Source organism: Amycolatopsis sp. WAC 04169, assembly GCF_003947535.1.
In the GTDB taxonomy this organism is placed as follows: Bacteria; Actinomycetota; Actinomycetes; order Mycobacteriales; family Pseudonocardiaceae; genus Amycolatopsis; species Amycolatopsis keratiniphila.
The window spans coordinates 188320-211420 of sequence record NZ_QHJI01000003.1 but is presented as its reverse complement, the minus strand read 5'-3'; the positions used below and the strand labels follow the sequence as shown (position 1 = coordinate 211420).

At 70.1% G+C, this 23101-nt stretch carries 24 protein-coding genes; 11 read left to right on the top strand and 13 right to left on the bottom strand.

The features are described from left to right. Positions 1–546: 546 nt before the first annotated feature. From DMC61_RS09165 to DMC61_RS09145, 5 genes are all read right to left on the bottom strand, one after another. Positions 547–1095: a hypothetical protein gene (locus DMC61_RS09165; protein WP_125688431.1), complete on the bottom strand. Its 549-nt coding sequence runs from the start codon at positions 1093–1095 to the stop codon at positions 547–549. Between the two features lie 65 nt (positions 1096–1160). Next, positions 1161–2696 (bottom strand): alpha/beta hydrolase, encoded by a 1536-nt coding sequence (locus DMC61_RS09160; RefSeq protein WP_125688429.1) that lies wholly within the window; start codon positions 2694–2696, stop codon positions 1161–1163. Further along, a complete protein-coding gene (locus DMC61_RS09155) occupies positions 2696–2986 on the bottom strand; it encodes a hypothetical protein (protein ID WP_125688427.1) in 291 nt (96 codons plus the stop codon). The genes DMC61_RS09160 and DMC61_RS09155 overlap by 1 nt, the downstream gene beginning before the upstream one ends. A 70-nt stretch (positions 2987–3056) precedes the next feature. Next, entirely contained in the window at positions 3057–3671 is a 615-nt protein-coding gene (wrbA, locus tag DMC61_RS09150; RefSeq protein ID WP_125688425.1) for an NAD(P)H:quinone oxidoreductase, read from the bottom strand. 48 nt (positions 3672–3719) lie between these two features. Next, positions 3720–4529, bottom strand: coding sequence for a 1-acyl-sn-glycerol-3-phosphate acyltransferase (locus tag DMC61_RS09145; protein ID WP_199749942.1), 810 nt, complete (start codon positions 4527–4529; stop codon positions 3720–3722). Positions 4530–4656: 127 nt separating this feature from the next. On the opposite strand from DMC61_RS09145, the gene DMC61_RS09140 reads away from it, so the two are divergent. Next, complete coding sequence (locus DMC61_RS09140; protein ID WP_123798355.1) at positions 4657–7155, top strand: DNA translocase FtsK; 2499 nt, start codon at positions 4657–4659, stop codon at positions 7153–7155. A gap of 57 nt (positions 7156–7212) precedes the next feature. Beyond that, a complete protein-coding gene (locus DMC61_RS09135) occupies positions 7213–7671 on the top strand; it encodes a hypothetical protein (RefSeq protein ID WP_125688421.1) in 459 nt (152 codons plus the stop codon). Here DMC61_RS09135 and DMC61_RS09130 read toward each other — a convergent pair. Beyond that, positions 7668–8309 (bottom strand): nitroreductase family protein, encoded by a 642-nt coding sequence (locus DMC61_RS09130; protein WP_125688419.1) that lies wholly within the window; start codon positions 8307–8309, stop codon positions 7668–7670. The two genes, DMC61_RS09135 and DMC61_RS09130, sit on opposite strands and share 4 nt — an antisense overlap. Positions 8310–8320: 11 nt before the next feature. After that, a complete protein-coding gene (locus tag DMC61_RS09125; protein WP_125688417.1) occupies positions 8321–9166 on the bottom strand; it encodes an alpha/beta fold hydrolase in 846 nt (281 codons plus the stop codon). 58 nt (positions 9167–9224) lie between these two features. Here DMC61_RS09125 and DMC61_RS09120 point away from each other — a divergent pair, with 58 nt between their 5' ends. Beyond that, positions 9225–9752 carry an ABATE domain-containing protein gene (locus tag DMC61_RS09120; protein WP_125688415.1) on the top strand — a complete coding sequence of 176 codons (528 nt, stop codon included), beginning with the start codon at positions 9225–9227 and terminating at the stop codon, positions 9750–9752. Here the strand turns inward: DMC61_RS09120 and DMC61_RS09115 are convergent. Next, entirely contained in the window at positions 9749–10276 is a 528-nt protein-coding gene (locus DMC61_RS09115; protein WP_016332644.1) for an amino-acid N-acetyltransferase, read from the bottom strand. The two genes, DMC61_RS09120 and DMC61_RS09115, sit on opposite strands and share 4 nt — an antisense overlap. A gap of 88 nt (positions 10277–10364) precedes the next feature. On the opposite strand from DMC61_RS09115, the gene rimO reads away from it, so the two are divergent. From rimO to DMC61_RS09095, 4 genes are all read left to right on the top strand, one after another. Continuing rightward, positions 10365–11813, top strand: coding sequence for a 30S ribosomal protein S12 methylthiotransferase RimO (gene rimO / locus DMC61_RS09110; RefSeq protein ID WP_125688413.1), 1449 nt, complete (start codon positions 10365–10367; stop codon positions 11811–11813). Further along, the gene (gene pgsA, locus DMC61_RS09105) at positions 11810–12451 is read left to right on the top strand and encodes a CDP-diacylglycerol--glycerol-3-phosphate 3-phosphatidyltransferase (RefSeq protein WP_016332646.1); all 642 of its coding nucleotides are present in this window, start codon (positions 11810–11812) and stop codon (positions 12449–12451) included. The genes rimO and pgsA overlap by 4 nt, the downstream gene beginning before the upstream one ends. After that, positions 12448–12909 carry a CinA family protein gene (locus tag DMC61_RS09100; RefSeq protein ID WP_125688411.1) on the top strand — a complete coding sequence of 154 codons (462 nt, stop codon included), beginning with the start codon at positions 12448–12450 and terminating at the stop codon, positions 12907–12909. The genes pgsA and DMC61_RS09100 overlap by 4 nt, the downstream gene beginning before the upstream one ends. A 101-nt stretch (positions 12910–13010) precedes the next feature. Further along, a complete protein-coding gene (locus DMC61_RS09095) occupies positions 13011–13460 on the top strand; it encodes a helix-turn-helix domain-containing protein (RefSeq protein WP_043847994.1) in 450 nt (149 codons plus the stop codon). 54 nt (positions 13461–13514) lie between these two features. Here DMC61_RS09095 and DMC61_RS09090 read toward each other — a convergent pair whose 3' ends face one another. Then, positions 13515–13994: a carboxymuconolactone decarboxylase family protein gene (locus DMC61_RS09090; protein ID WP_125688409.1), complete on the bottom strand. Its 480-nt coding sequence runs from the start codon at positions 13992–13994 to the stop codon at positions 13515–13517. Positions 13995–14168: 174 nt separating this feature from the next. Here DMC61_RS09090 and DMC61_RS09085 point away from each other — a divergent pair, with 174 nt between their 5' ends. The 4 genes from DMC61_RS09085 (at position 14169) to DMC61_RS09070 (ending at position 19166) form a co-directional block, all read left to right on the top strand. Next, positions 14169–15050 carry an RNA polymerase sigma-70 factor gene (locus DMC61_RS09085; RefSeq protein WP_125688407.1) on the top strand — a complete coding sequence of 294 codons (882 nt, stop codon included), beginning with the start codon at positions 14169–14171 and terminating at the stop codon, positions 15048–15050. A gap of 194 nt (positions 15051–15244) precedes the next feature. Further along, a complete protein-coding gene (locus tag DMC61_RS09080) occupies positions 15245–16087 on the top strand; it encodes a PspA/IM30 family protein (protein ID WP_007029352.1) in 843 nt (280 codons plus the stop codon). Between the two features lie 73 nt (positions 16088–16160). After that, entirely contained in the window at positions 16161–17135 is a 975-nt protein-coding gene (locus DMC61_RS09075) for a hypothetical protein (protein WP_125688405.1), read from the top strand. 396 nt (positions 17136–17531) lie between these two features. Beyond that, positions 17532–19166 carry an amidase family protein gene (locus tag DMC61_RS09070; RefSeq protein ID WP_125688403.1) on the top strand — a complete coding sequence of 545 codons (1635 nt, stop codon included), beginning with the start codon at positions 17532–17534 and terminating at the stop codon, positions 19164–19166. On the opposite strand, the gene DMC61_RS09065 is transcribed toward DMC61_RS09070, so the two are convergent. The 4 genes from DMC61_RS09065 to DMC61_RS09050 all read right to left on the bottom strand — a co-directional run bounded on the left by DMC61_RS09065 (position 19126) and on the right by DMC61_RS09050 (position 23098). After that, positions 19126–20175 (bottom strand): quinone-dependent dihydroorotate dehydrogenase, encoded by a 1050-nt coding sequence (locus DMC61_RS09065; protein ID WP_125688401.1) that lies wholly within the window; start codon positions 20173–20175, stop codon positions 19126–19128. The genes DMC61_RS09070 and DMC61_RS09065 overlap by 41 nt on opposite strands. A 23-nt stretch (positions 20176–20198) precedes the next feature. After that, positions 20199–20759 (bottom strand): GNAT family N-acetyltransferase, encoded by a 561-nt coding sequence (locus DMC61_RS09060; protein WP_125688399.1) that lies wholly within the window; start codon positions 20757–20759, stop codon positions 20199–20201. 361 nt (positions 20760–21120) lie between these two features. Beyond that, a complete protein-coding gene (gene add / locus DMC61_RS09055; RefSeq protein ID WP_125688397.1) occupies positions 21121–22170 on the bottom strand; it encodes an adenosine deaminase in 1050 nt (349 codons plus the stop codon). Positions 22171–22294: 124 nt separating this feature from the next. Next, positions 22295–23098: a DNA-formamidopyrimidine glycosylase family protein gene (locus DMC61_RS09050; RefSeq protein WP_125688395.1), complete on the bottom strand. Its 804-nt coding sequence runs from the start codon at positions 23096–23098 to the stop codon at positions 22295–22297. Positions 23099–23101: the final 3 nt, after the last annotated feature.

Genomic DNA, 23101 nt, shown 5'->3' with positions numbered 1-23101 from the left:
CCGGGTGACGGCGGGGCGACCCGTTTTCCCAACCGCTGGTCTCCGGCCGGGCCCACGGGCGTGGCGTGAGGGAAGGCGTGACTCGCGTGATCAGGGACGTGACTCGCGTGATTGGAGGCCGCACTCGCGTGTTCCGCCGCTGATCACGCGAGTTTCGCCTTCGATCACGTGAGTGCCGCCTTCGATCACGCGAGTGCCGTTCCACGTCCTAGTGAGTGGCGATTCGGGTTCCGCGGCTGCCGGGCGCGACGATGGAGGATTTGGGACGTTCAACGTCCCAAATCCTCCATCGTCGCCGGGGAGGCCGGTCTTGGACCTTGACCAACGGAAGGTTCGGGACACTCGACGTCCCCGATCCTCCGTTGATCAAGGTCGCGCCAGGCGCGACCGGTGGCAGACGAGGTGACGGGGGAAGATTCCGGACGTTCAACGGCCGGAATCTTCCCCCGTCGACCACCAATCACCCCAGTGGTTAGGTAAATACGAGTCCGTTAGGGCCGTCTTTGCCACCTATATGCATCAGCAGTCACAGCGGCAAGGGGACGGTCAGAAGGAGGTACCGCCGTCGGTCCAGTTCGTCTGGGCGAAGTCCTCGTCGTCCACGGGGGCGCGACGCGGTTTGCGCACGGGTTCCGGCTCCGGGGGAGCGGCGACCGGCTGGTCGGGCTCGGTGGCTTCGAGGGCCTGGGGTTCGGGGGTGCCGTTCGGCCAGACGCAGGGGGAAGTGGCGCCGACGTAGAACTTGCCCAGGTCGTTCGCCTGCACGGTCATGTCGAATGCGTCCGTCTTGTTCCTGACGAACACGTATTGATCCTTGGGCCGCGAATCCGTCAGGACCGCGAAGTCGTGAGCCGACCACCATTGGACGATCGCGTCGAAGTACTCGCCGAACCGTGCGGCTTCGAGACCGGTCACTTCGTAGGTCGCGGAAATCTCGTAGCGCCCTTGCGGGCCGTCATCGGTCGGGTCTGTGCACTCCGACCTGTGCTGGGTGAACGGTTTCCGTTCCGCGGTGCCGGGAAGTGCGGAGAGCGCACCCTCGATGTACCGCTCGACCCTGTCTTTCGCCTCGTGTTCGGTGATGGTCGGTTTCATGGCGTCTCCACCTCCGGGGGAACAAGCGGACAAAAGCACGAGAAGAGCGGTCAGAAGCGGGAGTTTCACGACGAGGGTTTCCCGGCGATGATCAAGCCGAGGTTCCGGAGCGACGGGTTGTTGTCTTCCCAGTATTCGCTGTGCGCTTCCTTGCTGTACCCACCCCATCCGTCCGTGCCCGGCGCCGACGTGAACACCTGCCCGCCGAAGTCCGCGTCGGCCGGGTCCTGGCCGAGGATCGGGTCGTACCCGGCGATCTCGAGGTTCGCCAGGTTGATCATGTCGTGTTCGGCCACCGTCGCGTGCACGTGCTTGCCGATCTCGTCCTGATTCACCCCGTCGAGATGCAGTTCGCTCACGTCGTGCGCGCCGACGCCGGGGCTCGCCACGAAGACGAGTTCGTCCGCGGCGAGGCCGCCGTCGACGGCGGCGTGCCCGACGACGGTGGTCCCGTAGCTGTGCCCCATCACCGTGTTGTGCGAGGGCGCTCCTTGATGCGTTTCCCGGAGCCCATCTTGGAATTGCGCGAGGGCCGCCTTGCCGCCGTCGGCGTACTTGGGGCTCGCGGCGTCGGTGATCTCGTTCGGCGCGTCGTAGCCGAGCCAGGTGATCACGGCCGTCGAGGGGGAGCCCGACGTGGTCGCCGCGGCCCACATCTTGTCGGACCGGTTGAGGTCGCCGCCGATCTTCGACAGCTCCGAGCCGGTCCCCGGCACGTACGTCGCCACGTTCACCGCGGTGTCGGGATTTCCCGCGGAGACGATCGCCTTCCCGTCGCCGCCGGTGTCCAGCCCCAGCAGGAACGCCTGCGGGTCCGACCGGTCCAGCCGCTGTTGGATCGCTTCCAGACCCCGGAGTTTGGGATCGCCTTGGAGCCGCGCGATCTCGCGGGCGAGGACGGCGCGGTTGGCGGCGTCGCGGTCGGCCGCCGGGATACCGTCGAGATTCCCGATGAGGCCAGGATTTCCTTGCAGCAGAGCGACTTTCGCCGTGTCCGACAGGCTCGCCCACCACGCCTTGTTGTCGCCGGGCGTGCCGTTCTCCGGTGGGCCGATGATCGACAGTCCGCTTTGCGCGGCTCCGGCGTCGGCCGCTTGGGCGAGCGTGCCGCCACCCTGTTCGGTGATCTCGCCGCGAAGGGCCCGCCGCAGGATCTCGGCGAAATCGGCGTCGACGTCGGTCGCGCGGCGCAGGCCCTGTTCGACCCTGCCCGCCAGTTCCGCCAGCACGCGGGGCTGATCGGGCGACGGGACACCCGCCGGCGTGATCTCGCCGCCGGGACCGATGGCCAGTCCGTTCCGCCGCGCCAGTTCGTCGGTCTCCCGCACGAACGCGACGATCCGGTCCAGCGCGATCTGCACCTCGTGCGCGCCCCGCCGGACCGCGGCCGCCTGGGCGACGAGCCCCTCCAAGGTGGAGGTCAGCGATGCGCCCCGCGTCGACGCGGCGATGGCCGCGTCACCGGTCCAGCCGGTGAAGCGCGCCATGGCATCGACGTCGTCGTTCGCGGCGATGATCCGGGTGCAGCCGTCGTTGAGCGCGTCGGCGACCTGGCCGATCGCGGCCGGATCCCACCGGCGCACCTCGCCCCAGGTGAGCATCAGACGGCGAGTTCCCGTGACGCCGCCAGTTCGTTGGCGCGGTAGCGGACGGCCGCCGCGTCGAGCCGTTCGGCGTAGTCCGCGGTGTTCCGCGCCCACCCGGGCACCGCGCGCCCCCAGGCGTCCGCGAGCAGCCGGGCCGCTTCACCGGAGACGCCACCCGGCAAGCTTGCCGCGACACCGGCGAGCGTGGCCGCGAGGTCGACCTTCCCGACGTCGGCCGAAGCCCGTTTCGCCGCGCCTGACGCCGCGCCGATCGACGCCAAGGCCACCTCGTACCCGCCGGTCATCCCGCTTCCTCCCCGTAGCGTGACGCTGTGTGACCACCCTACGACGCGGGAGACGGACGCGCGGTTCCCTTCACCCGTCCTTGAAAAGCCCGTCGGCGATGTAGCGCGAGACGGTGGCGAGCCGTCGCCCCTGCAGACGGAGGGCGTCCAGGGCGAGGTCGTCGGGTTCGGCGGACTTGCGCGAGACGAACGAGCCGCCGTACGGATTGCCCGATTCGAGCAGGTGGGGATCGGTGTAGCCGAGCGGCAGGACGATGGCGCCCCAGTGGTAGAAGATGTTGTTCGTCGCCAGCACGGTCGATTCGAGCCCGCCGTGCGCGGTGGACGCGGTGGTGAACGACGTCGCGACCTTGTTCACGAGCTTTCCCTTGGCCCACAGGCCACCGGTGCTGTCCAAAAAGGACTTCAGTTGCGCGGCAGGGCCGCCGAACCGGGTCGGGCTGCCCGCGGCGAAACCGTCGGCCCACTCCAGGTCTTCCAGCGTCGCCGTCTCGTGGTGCGGCCCCGCGTCCACCCACGCCTGCCAGCGCGGATTGCTCGCCACCGCACCGGGCGGGGCGGTTTCGGGAACCGTGCGGACGCGGACGTCGGCTCCGGCCTCGCGGGCGCCGTCGGCCAGCGCCGACGCCAGTTTCGCGGTGTTGCCGGTCGCGCTGTAGTAGACGACGAGGATGCGGGTGCTCACGTCCGCCGACCCTAGGCGAGCGTGAGCCCCCGTCTCAGGATTCGGGACTCAGTGCTTCTTCCAGGGGCTGACGGTGTCCGTCGGCCGCGTCGGGTCGTGGAATCGGGGCTTGTCCAGTTCGTCGCGGCGCAGCGGGACCAGGCCGTCGGTGATCGCCTGCATGATCTTGGCGTGCGCGCGGACCCCGGCGCCCGGCCGCTCCGGCTCGACCTCCGACAGGTCCACCGGCTCGCCGAAATGCACCTTGAACCGCGGTCGCCGCATGGGCGCGCTCAGCCCGGACTTGGCGAGCGGCACCAGATCGGCGGGGCCGTTGACGGTCTCCGTCCCCCAGTAGACGGCTTCGTGCGCGCCCCACTGGCTGATCGGGATCACCGGCACCCCGGCGGCCAGCGCCAGCCGCGCCGCGCCGGTCTTGCCGCGCTCCGGCCACAGGCCGGGATCGTGGCTGATCCGGCCCTCGGGGTAGACGATCAGCGGGTCGCGGGTGGTCCGCAGCGCTTCGGCGGCCTCGGCGAACTGGCCGATGGCCGTCGACGCCTCTTTGCGGTCGACCCGCAGGTGACCGCTGACCCGCAGCGCCGGCCCGATGACCGGCGCGTCGAGGATGCCGCCCGCCAGCATGAACCGCGGGTTGATGCCGATCCGTTTGCAGGCCGCCATCAGCACGAACGCGTCGAACACGCCGATGTGGTTGGCCGTCATGAGCAGGGGCTGCCGTCGCAGTTCCGCCGAAACACCGCCGGTCACGGTCAGTTTGCCGACGAAGTTGACCAGCCCCCGGTCGATGTTCAGCATCGTGCGCCAGATGGCCGGGGCGCGGCGAGCCGAATTCTCATCCTGATGCAGCGCGAACATGGGGCAGAGCATGTCATGAACCGCTTTTCACCCGGATGGCCGCTCAAGCTGTGACCTGAGACGAATGTTCCGGATGTGCTCCGAGTGGCGGCCGGGGCTGGAGGGTCGAGGCGGTTACCGTGGAGACATGGCTAGCGGGTCGACGACCAGGAAGCGGAGTACGGCGCGAAGCGGCGGCAGCAAGGGGCCGGCGCGCAAGCCGCGTACCCCGGCGAAGCCCAGGTCAACGGCTGCGAGGAAGCCCGCTCCACGACGTCCCGCGCCGCGGAAGCGCTCGTCCGGCACGTTCGCCAAGGGCGTGCGCGGCACCTGGAACCTGCTCGCGAAGGGCCTCGGCACCCTCGCGCGGACGGTCGGCCGCGGCCGCGAACTGGAACCCGAGCACCGGCGCGACGGTCTCGCCCTCGGTCTCATCGCGCTGGCGCTGGTGATCGCGTTCGGCGTGTGGTGGCGGGCCGCCGGCCCGATCGGCGGCTGGGTGGAGGTCGGCACCCGCTCGCTGCTGGGCGCCGGAGCGGTGACGCTCCCGCTGGTGCTCACCGTGGTGGCCGTGGCGCTGATGCGGTCGGAACCGGTGCCCGAGGCCCGGCCGCGGATGGTCATCGGCACCCTGCTGGTGGTGCTGGCGGTTCTCGGCCTGCTGCACATCTTCACCGCGCTGCCCGAGACCAACGACGGCCGCATGTACGCCGGTGGCGTGATCGGCGCGTTCTCCGGCGGCCTGCTGACCATGGGGGTCACCACCTGGGTCGCCGTACCGCTGCTGGTGCTGGCGCTGCTGTTCGGCACGCTCGTATTCACCGGGACCCCGGTCCGGGAGATCCCGCACCGCCTGCGCACCTGGGGCCTCGACCCCGAGGAGATCGAGGAAGCCGAGGCCGAGCGCAAGGCCATCCACGAGGAACGCGACGCCGTCACCGAAGCCGACCCGAAATCGGTCCGCCTGCGGAAGCCGTCGCGGCGCCGCCAGGCCACGGGCGACCACGAGGGCGAGCAACTCGACATCGAAGCCGCGCTGGCCGAAGCGCCCACGCCGCTGCGTGCGCCGAAGCCCGCACCCAAGCCTGTCGAGGAGAAGAAGCCGAAGAAGGCCGAGGCTCCGCTGTCGGTCACCAGGACCGTCGAAGGCGACTACAAACTCCCGCCGCCGGACCTGCTGAAGCTCGGCGACGCCCCGAAGTCCCGCAGCAAGGCCAACGACGCCATGATCGAGGCGATCACCGGCGTGCTGGAGCAGTTCAACGTCGACGCGCAGGTCACCGGCTTCACGCGGGGGCCGACGGTCACCCGGTACGAGGTCGAACTCGGCCCCGGCGTGAAGGTCGAGAAGATCACCGCGCTGACCAAGAACATCGCCTACGCGGTGGCGACCGACAACGTCCGGCTGCTGGCGCCGATCCCCGGCAAATCCGCGGTCGGCATCGAGGTGCCGAACTCCGACCGCGAGATGGTGCGCCTCGGCGACGTGCTGCGCGCGCCGTCGACGGTCAAGGACAACCACCCGATGGTCATCGGGCTCGGCAAGGACATCGAAGGCCACTTCGTCACCGCGAACCTGACGAAGATGCCGCATCTGCTGGTGGCGGGGTCCACCGGTTCCGGTAAGTCGAGCTTCGTGAACTCGATGCTGGTGTCGCTGCTCGCGCGGTCGACGCCCGACGAGTGCCGGATGATCCTGATCGACCCGAAGATGGTCGAGCTGACCCCGTACGAGGGCATCCCGCACCTGATCACGCCCATCATCACCCAGCCGAAGAAGGCCGCCGCCGCGCTGGCCTGGCTGGTGGAGGAGATGGAGCAGCGGTATCAGGACATGCAGGTCAACAAGGTCCGGCACATCGACGACTACAACAAGAAGGTGCGCTCGGGCGAGATCACCGCGCCGCCGGGCAGCGAGCGCGTGTACGCGCCGTACCCGTACATCATGGCGATCGTCGACGAGCTCGCCGACCTGATGATGACCGCCCCGCGCGACGTAGAGGACGCGATCGTCCGGATCACCCAGAAGGCGCGTGCCGCCGGTATCCACCTGGTGCTGGCGACGCAGCGCCCGTCGGTCGACGTCGTGACCGGCCTGATCAAGACCAACGTGCCGTCGCGGCTGGCGTTCGCGACGTCGTCGCTCACCGACTCGCGGGTCATCCTCGACCAGCCGGGCGCGGAGAAGCTCATCGGTATGGGTGACGCGCTGTACCTGCCGATGGGTGCCGGGAAACCGGTCCGCATCCAGGGCGCCTTCGTCGGCGACGAGGAGATCGCCGCGGTGGTGAACTTCGCCAAGGAGCAGGCGCAGCCGGACTACACCGACGGCGTCACCGCGGCGAAGGCGGGCGAGAAGAAGGAGATCGACTCCGACATCGGCGACGACCTCGACGTGCTGTTGCAGGCCGCCGAGCTGATCGTCACCTCGCAGTTCGGTTCGACGTCGATGCTGCAGCGGAAGCTGCGGGTCGGCTTCGCCAAGGCCGGGCGCCTGATGGACCTGCTGGAAAGCCGGGGGGTCGTGGGTCCTTCGGAAGGCTCGAAGGCGCGGGACGTGCTGATCAAGCCGGAGGAGCTGGAGTCGGTGCTGTTCATGATCCGCGGCGGCGGGGACGCGAACGGCGGCGACGTCTCCGACGACTGAACCGGCTTTTCGGAAGACCGGTGCAACGGACCGGAGCCTCCGCTACGTCCATGACCCGTGGACCTCAAGAAGCTGCTCGTCGTCCTCTGCGCACTGCTCGGCCTCGCCTGCGGGGCCGGTAGCTCCGCCGCGCGCGAACAACCTGCACCGGCCCAGCCCGCGCCGGTGCAACGGCCTCAGCCCGCCCGCGACGCCCAGACCAGCGTCGAGCTGGGGGAGACCGTCGTCCTCAAGGCCGGTGACACGACCGAGGTCGCGTCGAAGGACGTCAGCATCCGCTTCGCTCGCCTGGTGTCCGATTCCCGCTGCGCCACGGGAATGGTCTGCGTCTGGGAAGGGGAGGCCGTGGTCGAGCTGACCCTGGCCGAACCGGGACGCGGCGAGCGGACGACGGCGGCCCTCGCCTCCACCGGACGTGGTGGCAGGCAGTCCGCCGAGTTCGCCGCCTGCCGGGTGGACCTGGTCGCCGTGAGTTCGGGGGGCGACCAGGTCACCCTGCGGGTGTCCAAGGCTTAGAGCGGGTTGCCCCACCCGTCGAGATACGCGACTTCGGACAGCGGCACCCGCGCCGCGGGTTTGAAGTCCGGCACCGTCGTGTAGGCGACCGGCAGCAGCCCGACCTGCGTGACGTTGGCGGGGATGCCGAGGATTTCGGCCGCCTCCGCCTCGTGGGTCAGGTGGTACGTCGTGAGTGTCGAGCCGAGGCCGCGTGACCGCAGCGCCAGCTGGAAGTTCCACACCGCCGGGAAGATCCCGCCGTAGAAGGCGGCGTCGGTCGCGTTGTCGCCGCTCGGCCTGCCGGTCAGGCAGGGGATGACGAACACGGGCACCCGGTCGATCACGTCGATCAGGTGCTGTCCCGAAGCGAACGCCCGCGCCACCGAGGGCTCGGTGATCGCCTCGCCCAGCGCCGCCGCGTTCGTCTCCAGGTATGCCTTCCCGACCCGCCGGAACAGCTCGGACAGCCGGTCCTTCACGCCCTGATCCCGCACGACTAGCCACCGCCACGCCTGCTGGTTGCCCGGCGTGGGCGCCTGCAGCGCGAGCCGCAGGCACTCGTCGAGCACCTCGGGCTCGACCGGCCGGTCCAGGTCGAGCTTGCGGCGGACCGCTCGCGTCGTGCTGAGCAGATGATCGGTGACCGAGGTGTCCATATGCCGCCCTTCTACAGATGCTTCGCCAGGAAGCGGTCGATCAGCTCGCTGATCGGTTCGAGATCCTCTTCCAGCGCGAAATGCCCGGTGTCGAAGAGGTGAACCTCCGCCGAGGGGACATCATTCCGGAAAGCCTCGGCCCCCGCCGGGACGAAGAACGGGTCGTTGCGACCCCAGACGGCGAGCACGGGCGGCTGGGCTTCACGCAGCCACGCCTGGAACTTCGGATACGCGGGCGGGTTGTTCCGGTAGTCCCAGAACAGGTCCAGCATCGCCTCCGCCCGGCCGGGCAGGCCGAGGAAGTACTCGTCCAGCAGGTAGTTCGCGGGATCGATGGTCTCCGGATCGCGTGCGCCGGTGTACTGGTAGCGGATCTGTTCCGGTTCGAGGATCGCCTCGAATCCCCGCCGTGCCTCGGTTTCGTCGGTCAGGGAAGGGAAGTCCGGCATCGCCGGGCCGAGCCCCTCGACGTAGGCGTTGCCGTTCTGCGTGATCAGCGCCGTGATCTGGGACGGCCGCGAGACGGCCAGCCGCAGGCCCGTCGGGGCGCCGAAATCGAAGACGTAGAGCGCGTACCGCCGCAGTTCCAGCGCGTCCACGAAGTCTCCGACGACCTCCGCGAGCCGGTCGAAGGTGAACGTGAAGCCCTCGGGAGTGACGGTCTGCCCGAAGCCGGGCAGGTCCGGGGCGATGAGCCGCCAGCGTCCGGCGAGACGGCGCATCAGCCGCACGAACTGGTGCGAAGACGTCGGGTAGCCGTGCAGCAGGAGCAGCACGGGCGCGTCGGGGTCGCCGGCTTCGCGATAGAAGACCTCGACGTCGCCGAGCTTGACGGAACGGTGCCGGATGGTCGCCATGAGCACTCCCTAATGGTTAAAACTGTCTCGAACCATTAGTACCTGATAGTGTCAAGGCATGCTCGATCTCGACTCGCTTCCCGGTGACGATCTCGCGGTGAACCTCGCCGACACGGTCATGCTGGCCGTCTCGCCGTCGATCGACCTGCTCGACGACGGGCACGCGAAGTTCTGGGCGACTCAAGCCTTGCCCGAAGGCGCCCGGGCACCGTCGGCCGAGCAGACGAGGCGCCTGCGTTCGGCGGTGCGTGAGCTGCTGGAGGCGGTCGTGGCGAAGCGGGAGCCCGAGGCGTGGGCGGTGGAGCGGGTGAACGCGGCCGCGGCCGCCGTCCCGACCAGCCCGCGGCTGATCGACGGGCGAGCGGAGACGTGCTGGCACGGCGAGGACGGCGGCGAGATAGCGCTCGCCGCGGTCGCGGTCGCGGCGATCGACCTCGTGTCCGGGCCGCGCGCGGCTCAGCTGCGGCGATGCGGCGCGCACGACTGCTCGATGCTGTTCGTGGCGGCCAACAGCCGCCGGGTGTGGTGCACGCCGTCGCTGTGCGGCAACCGCGTCCGGGTCGCGCGCCACGCGGCGAAGGGTTAAAGCTCCAGCAGCATCCGGCTGTTGCCCAAGGTGTTCGGCTTCACGTACGGCAGGTCCAGGAACTCCGCGACACCCGGATCCGCCGAGCGCCGCATCTCCTCGTAGACCTCCTGGGTCACCGGCGTCCCGTCGATCTCGACGAACCCGTGCCCGGCGAAGAAGTGGGTCTCGAAGGTCAGCACGAACAGCCGCTTCAGCCCGATCTCGCGCGCGAAGTCGATCAGCTGCCCCACCAGCGCGTGCCCGATGCCGCGCCCCCGGGAGTCCTTGTCGACCGCGATGGTGCGCAGCTCGGCGATGTCCTCCCACAGCACGTGGAGCGCGCCGCAGCCGAGCACGTCGTCGCCGTCCTCGACCACCCAGAACTCCTGGACGCTCTCGTAGAGGGTGACGAGTTCCTTCTCCAGCAGCACCGTCCCGGCGTCGGAGTCGACCAGCGCCTTGATCTTGCGGACGTCCGCGATCCGCGCCCGGCGGACGGTGGGGCGGCGGTGCGGGAGAGGGTCTGAGGGCACGTCCACCATTAAGCCATCCCCGGCGCCCGGCCCGGTCGAGGGCTCGCCCGAGCGAGCGATCGCCGACCCCGCGAACAGGCCAGCTACCCTAAGGCACGTGCCTTCTCCCACCACTGATCCTGTCGCCACCCGTCGCGTTTCCTTGTTGACCCTCGGTTGCGCCCGCAACGAGGTCGATTCCGAGGAACTCGCCGGACGGCTGGCGGCGGGCGGCTGGGAGCTCGCCGCCGAGCCCGAGGACTCCGACGTCGTGGTCGTCAACACCTGCGGCTTCGTCGAGTCCGCGAAGAAGGACTCCGTCGACACGCTGCTCGCGGCCTCCGACACCGGCAAGAAGGTCGTCGCCGTCGGCTGCATGGCCGAGCGCTACGGCAACGAGCTGGCAGAGAGCCTGCCCGAGGCCGACGCGGTCCTGGGCTTCGATCACTACGCGGACCTCGCGGAGCGTCTCGACGACGTCGTGGCCGGCCGCAAGGTCGAGTCGCACACGCCCTCCGACCGCCGCAAGCTGCTGCCGATCAGCCCGGTCCAGCGCCCGACCGCCGCCGAGTCGGTCGAGGTGCCGGGGCACGCGCAGCACGGCTGGGGTCCGCGCGTGCTGCGGACGCGGCTCGACACCTCGCCGGTGGCCGCGCTGAAGATCGCCTCCGGCTGTGACCGTCGCTGCTCGTTCTGCGCGATCCCGTCCTTCCGCGGTTCCTTCGTGTCGCGGCAGCCGGACGAGATCGTCGCCGAGGCCATGTGGCTCGCGGAGAACGGGGTCAAGGAGGTCTTCCTCGTCTCGGAGAACTCCACCTCCTACGGCAAGGACTTCGGCCGCGATGGCGCCCGCGCGCTGGAGCTGCTGGTGCCGCGCCTGGCCGCGGTGCCGGGCATCGAACGCGTCCGCGTCTCGTACCTGCAGCCCGCCGAGACGCGCCCCGGCCTGGTCAAGGCCATCGCGACCACCCCGGGCGTCGCCGACTACTTCGACCTGTCCTTCCAGCACTCCAGCGAGACCGTGCTGCGCCGCATGCGCCGCTTCGGCTCCACGGACTCGTTCCTCGCGCTGTGCGACCAGATCCGGGAGTTCTCGCCCAACGCCGGCATCCGCACCAACGTCATCGTCGGGTTCCCCGGCGAGACCGAGGAGGACCTCGCCGAGCTGGAGCGCTTCCTCACCGGCGCGCGGCTCGACGCGGTGGGCGTCTTCGGGTACTCCGACGAAGACGGCACCGAGGCCGAGACCTTCGACGGCAAACTCGACGGGGCCGTGGTCGCCGAGCGGGTCGCGCGGATCTCCGCGCTGGTCGAGGAGCTGACCTCGCAGCGGGCCGAAGACCGGATCGGCGACTTCGTCGACGTCCTGATCGAGCAGGCGGAGGACGGCGAGGACCCGATCGGCCGCGCCGCGCACCAGGCCCCCGAGGTCGACGGCGAATGCGTCCTCGTCGAGACCGAAGACCTGCCCAAGCTCGCGGTGGGCGACTTCGTCCGCTGCGAGGTCGTCGACTCCGAGGGCGTCGACCTGATCGTGCGGCCCGCGCCGCCCGAGGCCGACCGGTGAATGCCGCCCCGAGCGACGCCGGGGCCGGTGAGGGGACGGGCGGTGAGTCCGCCCGGGTACCCGAGGCCACCCCGGTCCCGACCCTGAACCTGGCGAACCTGCTGACGATGTCGCGGCTGGTGCTGGTGCCGCTGTTCGTGATGGCGCTGTTCGCCGGGGACGGGGAGGACACGTTCTGGCGGGCGATCGCCACCGCGCTGTTCGCGATCGCGTCGTTCACCGACCAGGTCGACGGCTGGGTCGCGCGCAAGTACGGGTTGATCACCGACTTCGGCAAGATCGCCGACCCGATCGCGGACAAGGCGCTGATCGGCGCCGCGCTGATCGGGCTGAGCGTGCTCGGCGAACTGGGCTGGTGGGTCACCATCGTCATCGCGGTCCGCGAGATCGGCGTGACGCTGCTGCGGTTCTGGGTGATCCGGCACGGCGTCATCCCGGCCAGCCGGGGCGGCAAGGCGAAGACGCTCGCGCAGATCGCGGCCATCACCGCGTACCTGCTGCCCCTGCCCGCGTCGGCCGAGCCGGTGCGCTGGGTGCTGATGGGGCTCGCGCTCGTGCTGACCGTCGTGACCGGACTCGACTACGTCGTGCGCGCGGTCCGGCTGCGCGCGGCCGGAAGGCGTGCCGCGGGCGCATGAAGGCTGAGACCTTGATCACTCACCTGATCGAGCGTGGGGAGACGGTGGCGACGGCCGAGTCGCTGACCGCCGGTCTGGTCTGCGCGACGCTGACCGAGGTCCCCGGATCGAGTGCCGTCGTGCGAGGCGGGCTGGTGGTCTACGCCACCGACCTCAAGGCGAAACTGGCCGGGGTCGACGAAGACCTCCTCGCCTCCCACGGCGCCGTGCATCCCGAGGTCGCGGCGCAGTTGGCCGCCGGCGCGAGGGATCGGTGCGGCGCCACGTGGGGCCTCGGGCTGACCGGCGTCGCGGGCCCGGACGGACAGGACGGCGTCGCGCCCGGCGTCGTCCACGTCGGCCTCGCCGGGCCGGACACGCTCACCGTCCGTACGCTGGGCTTGAGCGGTGATCGGGCCTCGGTCAGGGCGGGTGCCGTCTCCGGCGCGTTCGCCCTGCTGGGGGAACATCTCGCATGATCGCCGCGTTCGCCCTTGGCGTATTGCCGTGTCAACACCTGCGCCCAGGGCACCGCTCTGGGTAACGTAGGGGGTAGTCAGTCCTGGAAGGGAGGCGCGTGATGACCGTGCTGTTGCGCGAGGCGATCGGCGACCGGCTCCGACACGCCCGCACGAACCAGCGTCGAACGCTGCGGGACATCTCCCGCGCCGCCAGGGTGAGCCTCGGTTACCTGTCCGAGGTCGAGCGCGGGCAGAAGGAGGCGTCCAGCGAGCTGCTGGCGTCCATTTGCGAGGCCCTGGACCTTCCGCTGGGCGAACTCCTGCACAAGGTCGCGGCGGACGTCTCGGCGATGGACAACGTCGAGGTCGCCCCGGTGGACGAGAAGGTCGAAGCGGGCAAGAGGCGCGCTCCGGAGCGGGAAAGCGCCGAAGCGGGCGAGCTCGAAGGCGGCCGTCTGGTGTCCGAGCTGATCGGCAACGATCTGGCCGACCTGCGGATCTCGCCGCCGCCGCGGATGAGTCCCACGCTGCGGACGACGATCTCCGCACCGAAGATGGTCGCCGCCTAGCAAAGGTCGTGAACGGGAGAGGCCCCAGGCAGTCCGCCTGGGGCCTCTTCGGCGTCAGTTCGCGTCGAACGTGCCCGCCCGGTAGGAGCCGCCCTTGGTGTGCGTGATCACGAGCAGCCGGTTGGCGGCGTTGATCATCGCGACCAGGTAGACCAGTGCGGCGACCTGATCGTCGTCGTAGTGCTTCCGCACCAGCGCCCAGGTCTCGTCGGAGACACCAGGGTGCGCGTCGGCGATCCGGCTGCCCTCCTCCGCGAGCGCCAGCGCGGCCTGCTCGGCCTCGGTGAACACCGTCGACTCGCGCCAGGCGGCGACCAGGTTAACCCGGACCGCGGGTTCCCCGGCGGCCGCCAGGTCCTTGGCGTGGGCGTCGACGCAGAACCCGCAGCCGTTGAGCTGGCTGGCCCGCAGCGAAACCAGTTCCTGGGTGACCTTGGGCAGGGCCGAACCCTTGATGCCCACACTCACGTTGGCGAAGCGCTTGCCGAGCTTGGCGCCGAGGTCGGTGCCGTTCAGGTCGAAACGGGAATCCATGATCGCGTCCTCTTTCGTGGTCGTGTGCCGAACTTGACGACCACCAGATGCCGGCGGTCCGGCCGCGCTGACAGGCCCGGCGCGTGACGAGCGCCACGGCGTGGACGTGTCAGAAAGCGACGGGACGCGGCGTCTGGTGTGGACCACGCCGTCGCCGAGAACAGGAGCGAGTCCATGTCCGACACCGCCACGGAGGCGTTCGTCGCCCACCGGAACCTGCTGTTCACCGTCGCCTACGAGATGCTCGGTTCGGCCGCGGACGCGGAGGACGTCCTCCAGGAGACCTGGCTGCGCTGGTCGGGTGTCGACCTCGGCACCGTGGAGAACCCGCGCGCGTACCTCGTCCGCGTCACCACCCGCCAGGCGCTCGGCAGGCTGCGCACGCTCGGCCGCCGCAAGGAGTCCTACGTCGGTCCTTGGCTGCCCGAACCCCTGCTCACCAGCCCCGACGTGGCCGACGACGTCGAGCTGGCCGACAGCGTGTCGATGGCGATGCTGCTGGTGCTGGAGACCCTCACCCCGACCGAGCGCGCGGTCTTCGTGCTGCGTGAGGTGTTCGACGTGCCCTACGGCGAGATCGCCGAAGCCGTCGGCAAGACCCAGGCGGCGGTCCACCAGATCGCCCACCGGGCGCGGGCGCACGTCGCCGCCCGGCGGCCGCGTGGTGCCGCGTCCCCCGGCGAGACCAAGGACGTGCTCGACGCGTTCCACCGCGCGGTCCGGACCGGTGACCTGCAGGGACTGCTCGACGTGTTGTCCCCGGACGTCGTCTTCCTCGGCGACGGCGGCGGAATGGTGCAGGCCGTGCTGGAGCCGGTGGTGGGTGCCGCGCTGGTCGCGCCGCTGCTGGCCGCGAGCCGTCCGGTCCGCGACGAGGCGGCGACGATGGCCACGGCGCAGGTCAACGGCCATCCCGCGCTGATCCTCCGGCTCGGTGGGGAGGTCGACACGGTCGTCGCGCTGCGCGTGGAGGACGGACTCGTCACCGGGCTCTACGCGGTGCGCAATCCCGAGAAGTTGTCACGCATGCGCGAGGAGACCGCGCTGCGCCGCTGACGGAGGGTGAACCCGAAACGTCGTGGACATCACAGTCAGGGGGATCCCTGAATTCCGTCGGGGTCGCCTGGAACGCGGGACGCCGACCTGACACGATGGAACTCAACGCCGGGGTCGGGACGTTGCAACATCACAGAGGGGACGCCCCACCTCGAGGTAACAGCCCGTGGGATGCGAGAAGGCAGGCGGAGGAGATGGCCAACCCGTTCGTGAAGTTCTGGAAGTACATGATGGCGGCGTTCTCGTCGAAGATCGACGAGCACGCCGACCCGAAGGTACAGATCCAGCAGGCCATCGAGGAGGCGCAGCGCAACCACCAGGCGCTGACCCAGCAGGCCGCCTCGGTGATCGGTAACCAGCGCCAGCTGGAGATGAAGCTGAACCGCCAGCTCGGCGACGTGGAGAAGCTGCAGGCTTCGACCCGCCAGGCGCTGGTGCTCGCCGACGAGGCGCGTGCCAAGGGCGACGAGCAGAAGGCGACCGAGTTCGAGAACGCGGCGGAGAGCTTCGCCGCGCAGCTCGTCACCGCCGAGCAGAGCATCGAGGACCTCAAGACCCTGCACGACCAGTCGCTTCAGGCGGCGGAGCAGGCGAAGAAGGCCGTCGAGCGCAACGCGACCATGCTGCAGCAGAAGCTGGCCGAGCGCACCAAGCTGCTCTCGCAGCTGGAGCAGGCGAAGATGCAGGAGCAGGTCTCCGCTTCGCTGAACCAGATGAGCCAGCTGGCCGCGCCGGGCAACACCCCGTCGCTGGAAGACGTTCGCGACAAGATCGAGAAGCGCTACACCACCGCGCTCGGCTCGGCCGAACTCGCACAGAACTCCGTCCAGGGCCGGATGATGGAGGTCCAGGCCTCCACGACGCAGCTCGCGGGGCACTCGCGGCTGGAGCAGATCCGCGCGTCCATGAAGGGTGACTCCGTCGCTCAGGTGACCGACGGCAAGACCGCCGCCGCGCCGAAGGCGTCGAGCTCCGCGGACATCCAGCGTGAGATCCAGGCACGGGTTCAGGCCGAACAGGGCAAGAACCCCGCCTGACACACCACCGGGAGCCGGTCCCGCACCCCGCGCGGGTGCGGGACCGGTCTCACCAGAAGACAGGGGAGAGGGCATGGGGCAGGGCAGGCGCAAGGACTTCGGGGAGTTCACCGCCAAGCTTGAGAAGCACATCGAGAAGCTGCCCGACTACGCCCAGCGCGCGCAGGAGAAGCTGCAGCGCTACATCCCGCCCTCCGAGCAGGGTTCCTCGCGGCCCGCTCAGCCGGCGCCGCCGCGGCCCCGCCCGCAGGTGCCCGCCATGCCGAAGATCTCGCAGCAGCTGACGTCGATGGCCGCGGGACAGATCCCGGTCGTGGCCGACGCGAAGGCCAAATGGGCGCGCTGGAACGAACCCGCCGCCAAACTGGAGCGACGCAAACGCCGGGCCTCGCGGGCACTGACGTTCTGGATCCTCCTCACCTTCCTTTGTGGACTGTTCGCCGTCGTCGCGGGCACCGGCCTGTTGAAGGACGGTCAGGCCGACGTCCTCCAGGCCCTCGCGGGCGGCGCCTTCGCCGTCATCTTCGGGACTTTCGGGGTGAAGTCGGGGCTGCGGCTGCGGACGCTCAATCGCACCGTGCTGCCCGCCGCCCCCGCCACTCCGCCGCCGCTGCCCCCGGCACGGTCGGTCGCGCGGGAGCCGATGGAGCGCCTCGCCGAGAGCGAGGCTTCGCTGGCGGAGCTGCTTCGCCAGCTTTCGCAGCCGACGTCGCTCGGCACCATGCCGGTCTCGGAGATCGCCGTCGCGGACGCTCGCACCACCGCCGCCGAGGCGGCGCAGGCCCTGCGCGGGCTGGCCGGCCGGATCCAGGCCATCGAACGCGGCCGCGACGCCGCGCCCGAGCGGGAACGCGGCGCCCTCGACGCCGCCATCAAGCAACTGCGCGAGCAACTCGAAGACGGCCTCGACGGCTACGGCGGTCTCGTCGCGGCCGCCGGGCACACCGTCGCGGCGAGCTCGGACGGCATGACGTCGTCCAAGGAGCAGCTCTCCGACGCGACCGACAAGCTCGCCGGCCTCGCGATGGCCCTGCGCGAACTCTCCTGAACCCGGAACTCGCGTGATTGAAGGCGTAACTTGCGTGATTGGAGGCGCATCATGGAGTTTCGCCTCCAATCACGCGAGTTCGGCGTTCGATCACGCGAGTCGCGCCCAGCCGCACGGCGCCTGAGCAGGCGCTTTCCTGGACCATCGTCTCATTCGTCGTCGCTAATACTCCATTGCGTAACGACATGCTCACTGTGTGGTACCGAAACGCTCGCGTGACCCGAATCCGCTGGTGACGGCGACCCGCGATGCTTAACGTTTCCTACATGCACGCAGTGCTCATCCCAGCCCGGGCCTGAACCCAGCCCGCGTGAGCGGGCGTCCCAGGGTGGCGGACCGGACACAGTGGATCTCGCGCAGTGGTCTTTCTCGTCCCCACCGAGGAAAGGACGCCCAGTGACGACGCTCCCCCCGGAACCAGAGCCGACCCCCGTCCCGCCTCCCAGCTCGTACCAGCGCGTCATAGCCGCCTACGACCGGATTTCCGAAGTCGACCGCCCCGACGTCTGGATCACCCTCCGCCCGGTGGAAGACGCCCTCGTGGACGCGAAAGCCGTCGACGAGCGGCTGCGCGCGGGCGCGGACCTGCCGCTCGCGGGCACCTTGGTGGCGGTCGCGGACGTGGTCGACGTCGCCGGTCTTCCCATGGCGGGGGAAGAGGTCCGCGCCACCGGCGCCACCGCCGTGTCCCGGCTGACCGCGGCCGGGGCGGTCGTGCTCGGCAAGACCAACTGCGACCGGTTCGGCGGCGACCTCGAGCACACCCGCAGCCCGTACGGCGCCGTGAGCGCGGCGCTGAACACCGACAGGGTCTCCGGGAGCGCGAGCAGCGGTGCGGCCGTCGCCGTCGCGCTCGGCCTCGTCGATCTGGGCGTCGGCACGGACACGGCGGGCGCGGGCCGGATTCCCGCTTCGCTCAACGGGATCGTCGGGCTGAAGCCGACGCTGGGTCTCGTGCCGAAGACCGGTGCCGCGCCATGCGGCGGGATCGCTCTGTTCGCCCGCAGCCTCACCCTGGGGCAACGCGCGCTGGGCCTGATGACCGGTCCCGACGGGATCGACCCGCTCGCCCGTGACTGGCCTCCGGACGTCCGGCTGTCGGCGGGCGACCGGCCCCGGGTGGCGATCCCGGGCTCCGACACGCTCACCGGCCTTTCGCTGCAATCCCGATCCGCTTTCCTCGGCGCGGTTTCGGCGCTGAGGGCGTCCGGTGCCCTCGTGGAGACCGTGGAGGTCTCGGCTCTGCTGAAAGTGGGCGAACTGATCCACGACGACGGCTTCACCGCCGACAGGCACCGTGTCGCCGAAGCCGGGATGCTCGCGCTCCGGATGCTGTCCGAGTACGACGCCCTCGTGCTCCCGACCGTCGCGGACCATCCCGACGTCGCCGAGGCGTTGTCCGATCCGGACGGTGTCTCGAAGCGGCTGGAACGCTTCACGGCGTTCGTCAACCTGCTCGACCTCGCCGCCGTCACGGTTCCGGCGTCGCCGTCGGATCTCGGGCCGTACGGGGTTTCGGTGGTGGTGCGGCCGTTCGACGACCAGGTCGCCATCGACCTCGCCGCCGTGCTTACCGACGAACAGGCCGATTTCCCTTATCCCGCACCGGGTGCGGATCTCGTGGTGTTCGGCGCGCATCTGCGCGGGCAGCCGTTGAACGGCAGCCTGGTCCGGGCCGGGGCGCGGTTCACCGGGCCGGTCCAGACCGGCGAGGGCTACCGGATGGTGTTGCTGCCCACCGATCCGCCCCAGCCGGGGGTGGTGCCGGTGAGCGCCACGGGCGAGCACACGATGCTTTCGGGTGAACGCTGGCGGCTCTCGCCCGCCGCTCTCGGTGCCTTCGCCGCCACGCTGCCCGCCCCGTTCGTCCTGGGCCGGATCCGGCTGGAGAACGGGGAAACGCCGCTGGCCGTCCTGTGCGACCAGGCCGCCACGGCGACGGCGACGGAGCTGACGCGATACCAGTGCTGGCGTGCCTACCTCAGGTTCGTCAGTACGGCCGGGCCGCGAGACCTCGGGCGACCCGCTTGACCAGACCGGGACCGTGCAGGGCGAACCCGGTGTAGAGCTGGACGAGACCGGCGCCGGCGTCGAGCATCCGCGCGGCGGCGCCGGCGTCGAAGATCCCGCCGACGCCGATGATCGGCAGCTTGCCGCCGGTTTCGCCGTGCACGAACCGCACCACCTCGACCGAGCGCGCGGTGAGCGGGCGGCCGGACAACCCGCCCGCCTGCTCGCCGATCGCGGCCTCGGGCGGGGCGATCCCTTCGCGCGACAGCGTCGTGTTGGTCGCGATCAGCCCGGCGACGCCGTGGTCGAGGCAGACCTCCAGCAGTTCCGCGAGGGCTTCGTCGGTGAGGTCGGGGGCGACCTTCACCAGCACCGGCGTCGGCTTCGCGTCGCCGGCGAGCTCGGCCGAGGTCTCGCGCAGCTCGGCGAGAAGTTCGGCCAGCGCGGACTTGTCCTGCAGCGCGCGCAACCCCGGGGTGTTCGGGGAGCTGACGTTGATCGCGAAGTAGTCGGCGTACGGGTACAAGGCGCGCAGCGAGAACCGGTAGTCCTCGACGGCTTCGTCGAGCGGCGTCACCTTGGACTTGCCGATGCTGACGCCGAGCGGCACCGGCGGCTTCCCGGTCGCGGCGAGCCGGGCGGCGAGCGCTTCGGCGCCTTCGTTGTTGAAGCCCATCCGGTTGATCACCGCGTCGGTCTCGGCGAGGGTGAACAGCCGCGGTTTGTCGTTGCCCGGCTGCGGATACCGGGTGACCGTGCCGACCTCGACGAAGCCGAAGCCCAGCGCGGGCCAGGCGTGCAGCGCGCGGCCGTTCTTGTCCATCCCGGCGGCGAGGCCGACCCGGTTCGGGAAGCGCAGCCCGAGGAAGGTGACCGGATCGTCCGTCCGGTAGACGCGGCCGAGCGCGGCGAGCGCGGGGGAGACCCGGCTCAGCCTGGCGAGCGAACCGATGGTGCGTTCGTGCACGGTTTCGGGGTCGCTGCCGGAGACCCGGTAGAGAGCGGGGCGGACGATCTTGTCGAAGAGCACGGCCCCATCATGCCTGGTGAGCTCTAGCGCCTCGCCTTCCACTCGTCTTCGAGCATCGCGAAGACGAGTTCGTCACACCACTCGCCCTTCACGATCTCGTTCTGCCGCAGATGCGCCTCCTTCTTCATGCCGAGACGCTCCATCAGCGCGGCGGACGAGGTGTTGCGCCCGTCACAGCGGCCGATGATCCGGTGCAGGCCGAGGTCCTCGAACCCGAGCCGCAGGACTTCGACCGCGGCCTCCGCGGCGAAACCCTTCCCGTGGTGATCGGGATGGAAGACGAACCCGATCTCGCCCTGGCGGTGCTCGCTGCTGAGGTACTCGAGGTTCAGGTCGCCGATCAGCTGACCGGTCTCGGTCAGTTCCGCCGCCACTGCGAGGAACTGGCCTTCCTTGGACAGGGTGCTGCTGTGCACCCGTTTGGCGAGCGCGGCGGCGGATTCGGCCCGGCTGCGCGGGCCCCAGTAGAGGTAGCGGGCGACGTCGGCGCGGGACTGGAACGAGTTGAGTTCGTCGAGATCCGCGGAAGTGAAGGCGCGGAGGGTCAGTCGCTGGGTGATGATCGGGAAATCGGGCCTCAGCATGGCGACAGGCTATCCAGTTCGCGGGGTTCCCGGGGGCGGAACTGCGGCGGACGGTCCTTCGGGGCGGCGGATGGTCCGCCCGCCCCGGAAACAGGGGTACCCCCGAGGCGGCTCCCGGACGCCGGGAATCGGCGTCCGGGCCCGAGCCGGACCGGTGCTCGGGAACCTCGGGGGCCCGGTGACTGCCTGGTATTCGCTAGCAGGCATCACGCGAAGCAGAGACGACGAGCCGAAGGTGGCTCCAACTTGCGTTGTATCGCTGCTCTGAAGTCCTACGCGTGGGGTCCGCTAGCGGACAGCCACCTCACGAGTCCTGTTGGAATACAACTTTGGACCACCTCCTCTCTCGTGTACCGCCACGCTATGCGAGGAGTTCGGGGTCCTGCAACAAGATTTCGTCGATCTCCCGCAGCAGGATGGTCTTGTCCGCCGAGGGCAGAAAAGAGGCGTCCACGGCGTTCTTCGCGAACAGGGCGATTTCGGCCGCCGTGAGCCCGAGAGTCTCGGCCACCGCCACGTACTCGCCGTCGAGGGTGGCGCCGAACATCGGCGGATCGTCGGTGTTGAGCGTGACCGTCACGCCGTGGTCGAGCAGCCGCCGCACGGGATGCGCCGCGATCGAGGGGAACTGCCCGGTCCGCAGATTCGACGTGGGGCAGACCTCCAGCGGGATCCGTTGCACGGCAAGGTATTCCAGCAGTGCCGGATCGGTGTGCGCGCCGACGCCGTGCCCGATCCGCTCCGCGCCGAGATCGTGCACCGCCGACCAGACGGTGGCGGGCCCGGTGGTCTCGCCGGCGTGCGGGACGCTGTGCAGCCCCGCCTCCCTCGCCGCGGTGAAGAAGGGCGCGAACTGCGCACGGCCGACACCGACCTCGGGGCCGCCGAGGCCGAAGGACACCAGCCCTTCGGGGCGTTCGCGCAGCGCGAACACGACCGTCTCGCGGCCGGCGACGACTCCTTTCTCGCCGGGAATGTCGAAGCACCAGGCCAGTTCCACGCCGTGGTCCGCCCGCGCGGCCGCCCGTCCGGTGGCGAGCCCGGTGAGGAGATCGTCGGCCGGCATGCCGTCGAGGACGTGGTTGTACGGCGTCACGGTCACCTCGGCGTAGCGGGCGTTCTGCGTGGCCAGGTCGGCCGCCAGCCCGGTGACGAGGGTGTGGATGTCGCGGGCGTCGCGCACGAGCGACGTCACCGCCAGGTAGTTGCGGAGGAAATGCGGGAAATCGCGGAAGGTGAAGAACTCGGCGAGCGCCGCGGGTTCGGTGGGCACGCCCGCGGACGGGCGGCGGCGGGCCAGCTCCAGCACCGTGGGCAGGCTCGCCGAGCCGACGAGGTGGACGTGCAGTTCGACCTTGGGCAGGGCGTGCACGAACGCGCGCAGCGCCTCGCCCGTGAGGATTCCGGGCATGACAAAGCTCCCTGGGAGAAGTGAAGGGTGACGTGCGGAGGGAGCGGGCGGCTCAGGGAGCGAGGTCGCCGCGTTCGGTGTCGGCCCCGTAGAGCGGGAGCTTGAACAGCGTCACGGGTCCAGCTTAGCCGCCGGGAGCGGGCCCGGACTGGCATTTCGGGCAGAACCAGGTCGGCCTCGCCTGGTACCCGTCGCCCTGGGGCGCGACCTTCAGCCGCCCGCCGCACCGGAAGCAGCCTTGTTTGGTCCGTTCGTAGACCCAGTGCTCGCGGCCGCGCCGCAGATCGCCGGTGGTGGTCTGCGAGGTGCGCCAGGCGTTGCTCTTCAGCAGTTTGCGGCCGAGCGCGACCGCTTTCGCCGTGTCCACTTCGGACACCGGTGTCCACGGGGTGACACCGAGCAGGAAGCACATCTCGACCTTGTACATGTTCCCGATCCCGGCCATGATCCGCTGATCCAGCAGGGCGTCGCCCAGTTCGCGCTCCGGATCCGCGGCCAGCGCGGCCGCCGCCCGCCCCGCCAGTTCGTCCGTCCACTGTGGATCGAGCAGATCCGGGCCGAGATGGCCGACCAGGCGGTCTTCCTCGTCCGTGGGCACGAGTTCGAGGTCGTGCACGCGGAAGCCGATCGCCTGCAGGTCCTCGGTGGCCAGGATGACCCGCGCGTGATGCGCCGGATGCCGCCAGCGCGCTCCCGCCCGGTAGACGTCCCACTTGCCGTCCATCCGCAGATGGCTGTGCAGCGTCAGATCGCCGGAGAGACGGGTCAGCAGATGTTTGCCGACCGTGCCGACGCCGAGCACGTCACGTCCGGCGAGATCCGTCGTGGCCAGCTGGGGGACCCGGAACTCGCCGCGCAGCAAGGTCTTGCCCGCCAACGCCTTGTCGAGGACCTTGCCGGCGAGGAAGACGGTGTCGCCTTCGGGCATCGG

Coding starts and splice junctions, on each gene's coding strand:
- DMC61_RS09050 (WP_125688395.1), bottom strand. CDS start 23,098: ATGCCCGAAGGCGACACCGTCTTCCTCGCCGGCAAGGTCCTCGACAAG.
- DMC61_RS09090 (WP_125688409.1), bottom strand. CDS start 13,994: ATGGATTCCCGTTTCGACCTGAACGGCACCGACCTCGGCGCCAAGCTC.
- DMC61_RS09125 (WP_125688417.1), bottom strand. CDS start 9,166: ATGGCGACCATCCGGCACCGTTCCGTCAAGCTCGGCGACGTCGAGGTC.
- DMC61_RS09165 (WP_125688431.1), bottom strand. CDS start 1,095: ATGAAACCGACCATCACCGAACACGAGGCGAAAGACAGGGTCGAGCGG.
- DMC61_RS09100 (WP_125688411.1), top strand. CDS start 12,448: ATGAAGGCTGAGACCTTGATCACTCACCTGATCGAGCGTGGGGAGACG.
- DMC61_RS09080 (WP_007029352.1), top strand. CDS start 15,245: ATGGCCAACCCGTTCGTGAAGTTCTGGAAGTACATGATGGCGGCGTTC.
- DMC61_RS09060 (WP_125688399.1), bottom strand. CDS start 20,759: ATGCTGAGGCCCGATTTCCCGATCATCACCCAGCGACTGACCCTCCGC.
- DMC61_RS09155 (WP_125688427.1), bottom strand. CDS start 2,986: ATGACCGGCGGGTACGAGGTGGCCTTGGCGTCGATCGGCGCGGCGTCA.
- DMC61_RS09130 (WP_125688419.1), bottom strand. CDS start 8,309: ATGGACACCTCGGTCACCGATCATCTGCTCAGCACGACGCGAGCGGTC.
- DMC61_RS09160 (WP_125688429.1), bottom strand. CDS start 2,696: ATGCTCACCTGGGGCGAGGTGCGCCGGTGGGATCCGGCCGCGATCGGC.
- DMC61_RS09095 (WP_043847994.1), top strand. CDS start 13,011: ATGACCGTGCTGTTGCGCGAGGCGATCGGCGACCGGCTCCGACACGCC.
- DMC61_RS09075 (WP_125688405.1), top strand. CDS start 16,161: ATGGGGCAGGGCAGGCGCAAGGACTTCGGGGAGTTCACCGCCAAGCTT.
- DMC61_RS09115 (WP_016332644.1), bottom strand. CDS start 10,276: ATGGTGGACGTGCCCTCAGACCCTCTCCCGCACCGCCGCCCCACCGTC.
- DMC61_RS09140 (WP_123798355.1), top strand. CDS start 4,657: ATGGCTAGCGGGTCGACGACCAGGAAGCGGAGTACGGCGCGAAGCGGC.
- add (WP_125688397.1), bottom strand. CDS start 22,170: ATGCCCGGAATCCTCACGGGCGAGGCGCTGCGCGCGTTCGTGCACGCC.
- DMC61_RS09145 (WP_199749942.1), bottom strand. CDS start 4,529: ATGTTCGCGCTGCATCAGGATGAGAATTCGGCTCGCCGCGCCCCGGCC.
- DMC61_RS09085 (WP_125688407.1), top strand. CDS start 14,169: ATGTCCGACACCGCCACGGAGGCGTTCGTCGCCCACCGGAACCTGCTG.
- DMC61_RS09120 (WP_125688415.1), top strand. CDS start 9,225: ATGCTCGATCTCGACTCGCTTCCCGGTGACGATCTCGCGGTGAACCTC.